Origin of the sequence: Nocardia arizonensis (genome assembly GCF_001310275.1) — a bacterium.
GTDB lineage: Bacteria > Actinomycetota > Actinomycetes > Mycobacteriales > Mycobacteriaceae > Nocardia > Nocardia arizonensis.
In genome coordinates, this window is record NZ_LGYZ01000114.1 from 1 (window position 1) to 411 (window position 411).

Sequence of the window (411 nt, forward strand, 5' to 3'; positions counted from 1 at the left end):
ACGTTTCTCCGACAGCGAGATCGGTCCCTCGTCGGCGGCAAACAGTGGCACCCCGACCTTTTCCAGCTCGTGTTCGAGCTGGGTGGACTGGTGGGTCCACCGGGCGGCGCGTTCGATCTCCTCGACCACGACCGCTTCGAACCGGCGATTGGGGTGGCGGGCTTCGGCCATCAGATCGGCCAAACCGCCGTCACGCGGGATGGGGATGTCGAACGCCTCGTGCGCGCTGCCCAGGCCACGCAGTTCGAGGTCTTTGCGGGAGGATTCGACGTCGTAGAAGAACGCGACGATCACGAACCCGTTCGGCAGCACCTTGCGGCAGTTGTCGAGCTGGCGCGGCAGCGACAACGTGGGGTCCTGCAAATCCCGGGTCGAGGTGCGCAGGAACACCGCCACCGGGACCGGGGACGA

The 411-nt window shown here is 66.4% G+C and carries 1 protein-coding gene; it reads right to left on the reverse strand.

Annotated features, from left to right (window positions below):
* The coding region (locus APZ21_RS34890; RefSeq protein WP_204249160.1) for a recombinase family protein at positions 1-411 on the reverse strand (411 nt) is incomplete at both ends.